Source organism: Fulvimarina thalattae, assembly GCF_040239565.1.
Lineage (GTDB): Bacteria > Pseudomonadota > Alphaproteobacteria > Rhizobiales > Rhizobiaceae > Fulvimarina.
This window is the reverse complement of the sequence record NZ_JBEHWS010000042.1, coordinates 1-6,559: the sequence shown is the minus strand read 5'-3', so window position 1 is coordinate 6,559 and position 6,559 is coordinate 1. Positions and strand designations below refer to the sequence as shown.

At 60.2% G+C, this 6,559-nt stretch carries 7 protein-coding genes and 1 tRNA gene; 5 read left to right on the top strand and 3 right to left on the bottom strand.

The window, feature by feature from the left end; all coding sequences use genetic code 11:
- Positions 1-227: 227 nt before the first annotated feature.
- Positions 228-662, bottom strand: a complete 435-nt coding sequence (locus ABRA89_RS20050; RefSeq protein ID WP_349943277.1) for an OsmC family protein — start codon at positions 660-662, stop codon at positions 228-230.
- Positions 663-860: 198 nt separating this feature from the next.
- Between ABRA89_RS20050 and ABRA89_RS20045 the strand changes: the two genes are divergently transcribed.
- The 3 genes from ABRA89_RS20045 (at position 861) to ABRA89_RS20035 (ending at position 3,347) form a co-directional block, all read left to right on the top strand.
- Positions 861-1,826, top strand: a complete 966-nt coding sequence (locus ABRA89_RS20045; protein WP_349943276.1) for a tyrosine recombinase XerC — start codon at positions 861-863, stop codon at positions 1,824-1,826.
- 272 nt (positions 1,827-2,098) lie between these two features.
- Positions 2,099-2,175 (top strand) — tRNA-Arg (locus tag ABRA89_RS20040).
- Between the two features lie 734 nt (positions 2,176-2,909).
- Positions 2,910-3,347, top strand: coding sequence for a hypothetical protein (locus ABRA89_RS20035; RefSeq protein ID WP_349943275.1), 438 nt, complete (start codon positions 2,910-2,912; stop codon positions 3,345-3,347).
- Between the two features lie 59 nt (positions 3,348-3,406).
- On the opposite strand, the gene ABRA89_RS20030 is transcribed toward ABRA89_RS20035, so the two are convergent.
- Positions 3,407-3,913 (bottom strand): DUF427 domain-containing protein, encoded by a 507-nt coding sequence (locus tag ABRA89_RS20030; protein ID WP_349943274.1) that lies wholly within the window; start codon positions 3,911-3,913, stop codon positions 3,407-3,409.
- A gap of 233 nt (positions 3,914-4,146) precedes the next feature.
- Here ABRA89_RS20030 and ABRA89_RS20025 point away from each other — a divergent pair, with 233 nt between their 5' ends.
- Both ABRA89_RS20025 and ABRA89_RS20020 read left to right on the top strand, forming a co-directional pair.
- Positions 4,147-4,725 (top strand): hypothetical protein, encoded by a 579-nt coding sequence (locus tag ABRA89_RS20025; RefSeq protein ID WP_349943273.1) that lies wholly within the window; start codon positions 4,147-4,149, stop codon positions 4,723-4,725.
- Positions 4,726-4,731: 6 nt separating this feature from the next.
- Positions 4,732-5,664, top strand: coding sequence for a Kiwa anti-phage protein KwaB-like domain-containing protein (locus tag ABRA89_RS20020; protein ID WP_349943272.1), 933 nt, complete (start codon positions 4,732-4,734; stop codon positions 5,662-5,664).
- Between the two features lie 27 nt (positions 5,665-5,691).
- Here the strand turns inward: ABRA89_RS20020 and ABRA89_RS20015 are convergent.
- Positions 5,692-6,559: hypothetical protein (locus tag ABRA89_RS20015; protein ID WP_349943271.1), on the bottom strand; the 868-nt coding region annotated here is incomplete at its 5' end.

Genomic DNA, 6,559 nt, shown 5'->3' with positions numbered 1-6,559 from the left:
TTCCAACAAAATTGCGCACCGCAAAAAAATGCCAAAACCAACGCCAATGCCCGGAAAATAAGCTCACTCAACGTCATGGAAACGTCAAAATGACAAACTCAACACAAGGAAAAACGGCTTACACGAGGGGAGAGTGCTCCCTCCACATACAAAGAACCCGGCCTCCTTCGAGACCGGGTTCCAGCGTTCTATCCTCGGCTCGATAGAACCGAGCGAAAAAGCGAAACTCAGACGAGCTTTGCATCCAGCGTGATCTCGACGCCTGCGAGAGCCTTCGACACCGGGCAGCCTTCCTTTGCCTTGGTCGCCAGTTCCTTGAACTTGGCTTCGTCGATCCCGGGCACCTTGGCCTCGAGTGTGATCGCGCTGGTCTTGATGGCAAAGCCACCCTCGACCTGCTGCACGTCGACGACGGATTTTGCGTTCAGCTCTTCTGCCGGTGAGCCGTTTTCGGCCAGCATATGCGAAAGCTGCATGGCGAAGCAGCCGGCGTGAGCCGCTGCGAGGAGCTCTTCCGGATTGGTGCCCGCCTGGCCGCTTTCATCCTCGAAGCGCGACTTGAACGAGTAGCCGCGATTCTCGAGCGCCCCGGACTGGGTCGTGAGATGCCCCGTTCCATCGGAAAGGGCGCCCTTCCAAAGTGCGATCGCCTGGCGTTTCATCGAATGTCTCCTTTGAACTGTTCCGCCTGGCCGTCCCAGCCAGGCTTGGTACTGCACGGTAAAATAGTTCACACGTGAACAAGTTCCACGCATCTCACGCTCTGTTCATCCATTTCCCTTTATTCTGGAGCAGCCATCTCCCGTGCGCGCCAAATAGGGCCCGTCCGAAGCAAGGCTTCACAATTCGAAAGGCCGGCCATGTCGAACGTCCTTCTCTTCGCCACGCAACCTGTCATGCGCGAAATCGCGGCCTGGCTGGAAGGTCTGCGCACGGAGCGCCATGCAAGTGAGGAGACGGTCGAGGCCTATGAGCGTGATCTGCGTCAGTTTATGATCTTCCTGACCGACTATCACGCGCGTCCCGCCGAACTCGACGATTTCGCCGACCTGAAGCCGATGGACCTGCGCTCTTTCCTTGCTTCGCGACGCCGCGACGGTGCGGGCGCACGCAGCCTTGGACGCGGGCTCTCCGGCATACGCTCCTTCCTCCGCCATCTCGAAAAGAAAGGACTCGCCTCGTCCGCCGGCGCCAAGGCGATGCGCGCGCCGAAGCAGACCAAAGGCCTTCCCCGCCCGCTCACGGTTAGAGGCGCCCTTAATATCACCGAAGAGGCCGATGCGTTCTCGACCGAGCCCTGGGTTGGCGCCCGCGACGTCGCGGTCCTGACGCTTCTTTACGGATGTGGGCTGCGAATCTCGGAAGCGCTGGCGCTAGCGGGCGATGCGCTGACCGAGGAGACCGCTCGATCGATGACGATTACCGGAAAGGGCGGCAAGACGCGGCTCGTGCCGTTGATCCCCGCCGTCCACGAGGCCGTCTCGAATTATCGAAGGCTCTGCCCGTTCGATCTCGATGCCGGACAACCGCTGTTTCGCGGTACACGCGGCGGCCCGCTGCGTCCGCAGCTCGTCCAGCGCAATATGGCCCGCCTGCGGGGTGCCTTCGGCCTGCCGCCATCGGCGACGCCCCACGCCCTTCGCCATTCCTTCGCGACTCACCTTCTCGCGGCGGGCGGAGACCTCAGAACCATTCAGGACCTCCTCGGCCATGCGAGTCTCTCGACGACGCAGGCCTATACGGCAGTCGATGCGGATCGCCTGCTTTCGGTCTACGACGATGCCCATCCGCGGGCGCGCCGAAAGGCGAGGCAGATGTCTCCCTGATAAGGTCCGATGAAAGATGAGACGAGCTCCCGCCATGAGCATCGGCACTCAATCGTCATTGGCCAGTGCTTGAAAAAGCAATGGCGGCAGGGTGAAGCGACAACCCGCTGGCGGCCCGCGATCAGTCAACCGAACGCACGTGCGAAAAACATGGCACCAGGCCAATTTTCCAGCGCACAAATCGCCGACGGAAACAGCGCAATTCCACCCTTGCATTCAAGCTTCGAACCGTCTACCTACCCGCCATCGAAGCGAACAGCTTCGTTCGGCACGCGCCCGTAGCTCAGCTGGATAGAGCACCAGACTACGAATCTGGGGGTCAGAGGTTCGAATCCTTTCGGGCGCGCCATTTTCCAATAAATTGAACAATAGCAAACCTTTACCCGCGCAACGTGGCGATTTTCTCAGCTATGATGCGCGAGCAATTCCGGTGCTTGGAGCACAAGGGATATAGCGACAGATCCACGGATTTGGTCTCGTCCGACGCGAAGATCGGAATCGCACCTCCCCGGCATGCCTGCAGAACAAGGACCGGACGGCGACTTCCGACGCATAAAGTAGAATCAGCGACATTAAGCGGTGGAATCCGGAATTCCGTCGGATTTGCCTCAAATGACAGACGTTAAGACGCCTATCGCTGAAGTTGCGTTAGCCGAGAAGGCGGACAGGTCTGGACCCGAAATTCTCGTTTCCGCCTCGTGTCTGACAGCGCCTGAAGTCCCTGAGTCTTGAGACGACTGTCATCGTCCGACGAGAGGTCTTCGTCGCGAGCCGCGAAAATTGATTAAGATCACGCTGTCCGGGCTTTCACGCGAAATCGAAGTGGCCGCCGGGCGGGTGGGTGAATCGGAGCTACGTGGTCATGGAATTCGTTTGGGACGGGGTCACAACCGCGAGCGCGCTGAATAAAGAGGCGGCCGCCAGGCGTCATCGAATTTCAGAAGCATCCAAGGCTTATCGCTGGCCAGACGTCGTTAAAATCATCGAAGGTGATCCGAGCCTGGTGAATAGCACTCGACCTGACGGCCTATCTCGATACCCCCTCTTCATCAGGCAGCCCACGGCGGGGCGCCCGCGGAGGTCGTGGAGACTTTGATCCGGCTGGGGGCTTGGCGGACGCTTCAGAATGCCAACGGAGAGCGAGCCGTCGATATCGCCGTACGGCGCGGTCACTTCCATCTGGTCCCCGTGCTCGAGCCCGATCAGAAGCGGAGAGTACCGATCGGCGTACTTCTGAGGATCCAGTCGCTGTTTCACGAGGTCATTCTCGGCAGAGCCGCTCAACAGGTCAGGGAGGCAGCATTGCGACTGCCCGAACTCGAGCCTCTGCTCGAATACGAGCGATCGAAGTTCTGGTTTGCCGTGCCGGGAATGTACGGTGGTTTCGCCTACGACCTGAAATCGGACGGTGTTCGAGCCGTGCTGGAAGCCGAAAGCTGGTGTCGGATCGCCGAGGGTTCGGGGCAGCGCCACGAGATTACTTCGGCAGGAAGCCGCTTGACGGCGGAAGGCTTCGTCTAATCAAATCTCTGCTCTGCTCGTTTCGCCATGGAGACCTTTGACGAGCAGATGCCAGAATCCTACCAGCCTTCGGTACCCGGCGGCCCCTTGAACGGACCGGCGACCTTGGAAGTTATCCAGCCGCCGTAGAACTTGCCTTCCTGCGGAGCGACCCGTTCGCCGTCGACGAAGCACGCGTCGACACGAGCCGGGTAGAAGGCAAGATAGCCGGCGATCGGCGCGAAGTCCCGCACCGGATCCGGATACGACCAGGCCGCATCCTGCGAAACCAGCGTTCCGGCGACCAGGTCGAAATAGGCGGCACCGCCCTTCCACTCGCAGAGCGTCCGCTTCGAAGCCGGTCTCAGGAGTCCGGCGTCTACGTCCGATCGCGGGAAATAGTAGGATGGCGGGTGGCTCGTCTCTATCGCGCGGTAGCCATTCACCGTCTCGGCGATAACCCGACCGGCGAACTCGACCTTCAGGCGCGAGGTGACGGGTTCTATTCGTGCCGGACGCGGGAAATCCCAGACGCTTTCCTGGCCGGGACTCACAGGACCGGGTTCGGGTGCAAACAGCCGTCGCATGGTTTCTCCTCGGTCGCACCGTTCAATTCCGCGCACGTACGAAAAGTATCTCGTTCTTGATTGCGCTCAAGGTTTGCGTTCTGGGTGGGCCCGCACTGCTTGGAGAATCGTGCCCCGCGCACCGTAGACTGCTAGCGCGGCGAGTTCCCTTTGACACGGAAAAGGACTAGGTTCCGCGAACAAGACATGAGCGAAATTGAGCCGATGGTCCCCGAGAGATGCGTTTCCGACTGGTGCCCGCCCTGCTCGTTTTTCTCGGCTCCTACTTCCCGCTCAGCGTCATTCTGCTGGCACAGGATTTTCGCTACGATCTGATCGGAAGGCCGTTTTGTCTGGTTTTCATCGAGCTGGACCCCGCGTGCGTGCTGCCGCTCAAGAACGTCTGGTTCTCAGGCGGCATCTTCGTCGTCTGCCTCGCATGCCTGAGCATCTCCCTCATCGCTCTCCGGAGCGTCCGGCCCGACATCGCAGTGACGGTCAAGGAGGTGAAATACGTTCCGGCCGAACTCATCGGTTACACCATCCCGTACGTCGTCTCGTTCATCAGCATCGATTTCAGCGACACCGGGAAGTTCGTCGGCTTCCTGATCTTTCTCGGATGGATGTTCTGGATAACCTACAGAGCGGGGCTTCTGATGTTGAACCCGGTCTTCGTCGCATTCGGCTGGAGGTATTACGAGATCGCCTATACATACCCCGGTAGCAGTCAGACACACCACGGTAAGGCGCTGTCTAGGGATCCTATTTCGGCAGGCTCACATGAACTCGCCCGCATCCAGGATGTCAGCATCTTCCGATCGGTTCAGAGGTAAAGCGATATGGCGGGGCTGAACGACCTCAAGGAATTCGACATCCAGGACGCTTCTGTCGCTTTGTGGGTTGTCAAAGGCCCCCGGAGCCTCGCCGGTAGCCCTCCGACCTATACGGGTCGTTGGGTTTCGGTCGATGACGATCTCCAGTCTGCACTTCGCAGCACGGTCGCCGAGCAGCGTGACGGTATTGGCGATGTCGAGCCATACGGGCTCCTGGCGAACCCACTCGACGGCGGCGCACTCGCGATCGAGGCTGACGAGACCCACGCCCCGATCCTGACGAGCGAACTCGTCGAGCAGTCAGATGCCCGCAGAGTTCGGACGGTGAAGCATCTCCATAACTCGGCATTCTACGTCGTGAAGCTCGTGGATGGAGATCGCATACTCCATGCGGTTCGACAGACTACGCCCGCTTGGAGAACCAAGAACTCCAAGACTTATCGTTCTGTGATCTTCAAGGAGAATGAACTCACACTCGATGAAAAGCCGCGCTTCGAGATAGCGAAAACGATCGACTTCTTCATCTACGACGGAACGGTCTTCGTAAGACGCAAGGCGGGTTTCGAGACCATTCTGATCTACAAGGAGGCGCATCAGGAGGATTTCCGCCATCTCCAGGCAGAGCCGGCTTTCCAAGGAGTGTTCGTCGACCTGGCACCCCTTGTCGCTCACGTCGGCGTCAACAAGCTTCTGTTGCGTCGGGTGTCCGCGATCAAACAGAAGGCGCACTATCGGGACGCAGATTTCATGAGGCGCCTACACCAACACGCTGGCGCTCTCGGCTTCTCGATCCGGTTCAATAATCAGGGGAAGATCATCGCGACCCCCGAAACATGCGCCGAGATCATGACCGCATTGCTCGATCATCGCCTGACATCGATAGTTTCCAACGGGATCTTCGATGTCCCTAGCAGCACGCCTGTCGCTCCACGAAACTGATGCCTCAGGCTTTGCGGCGACGGCATCTTACTCAGCCGCTTCGAGGAGCGCCGGCTCGAGCCACGCCGCCACGTCCGACCGCCGGTAGACCACCTGCCTGACCGGAACGTCCTCCGGAAACTTCGCGATGCCTGCGGACGCGATATCGACCTTCAACCGCCCCTTCTCGGTATTCATCTCGTCGGCGAGTGTGGTCAGCGTCACGAACTCCGCTCGGAGCGCGTCCAGATCCGCTCTGCGAAAAGCCGAGACCTTCCGGCCGTTGTGCGGATTGACCGCTTCGGGCCTGGCGAGGACGCCAATGGCGACGAAGTGGTTCAGCACCGTCTTGTGGAAGCCGCTGTAGGCCGCGGCTTCGACGAGCGAGAGCCCGCCGTCTTCCGCCTTGGCCGTCAGGCGCCGCATCTCCTCCCGGTCGAAGACGAGGCCGCGCAGATCCTTCGACCCGCGCAGCAGCCCGCGCCAACCGATGCGTCCGCTCTCGATCATCCCGACCAGATCGGCGAAGCGGACGTGCAGATGCCGGAGGCAGTCCTCAAGCGTGATGCGGTCGTCCGTCATGGCGGTGACGCGTTCGGCGCCGGCGAGCAGTCCTCTCTTCAGGGCAAGGACGTCGCGCCGGTCGAAGGCACCGTCGGGAATGCGTCCATCGGGACACGGCATCCGCGTCAGGCAGGTCAGTTCGACCGCGGTGCGTGTCTGCGATTCGGGAAAACCGAAGATCCGCGCGATCTCGGCGGCCGGGACGAGATGTCGGAGGCTTTCGAGAAGGTGGACACCTCCGGAAACCCGATGATTTCCGTTTGGTAGGCGGATTTGGTTCCCTCTTGCCCCAATCGGCTGTTCTCTGATGCCAATTCCGGGCCGAACGGCGTGCTCTACCGCCGTTTCTGGC

What these genes read in the sequence shown, in the direction of transcription:
- ABRA89_RS20020 (WP_349943272.1), top strand. Translation starts at nt 4,732, where the DNA reads ATGGCGGGGCTGAACGACCTCAAGGAATTCGACATCCAGGACGCTTCT.
- ABRA89_RS20045 (WP_349943276.1), top strand. Translation starts at nt 861, where the DNA reads ATGTCGAACGTCCTTCTCTTCGCCACGCAACCTGTCATGCGCGAAATC.
- ABRA89_RS20030 (WP_349943274.1), bottom strand. Translation starts at nt 3,913, where the DNA reads ATGCGACGGCTGTTTGCACCCGAACCCGGTCCTGTGAGTCCCGGCCAG.
- ABRA89_RS20050 (WP_349943277.1), bottom strand. Translation starts at nt 662, where the DNA reads ATGAAACGCCAGGCGATCGCACTTTGGAAGGGCGCCCTTTCCGATGGA.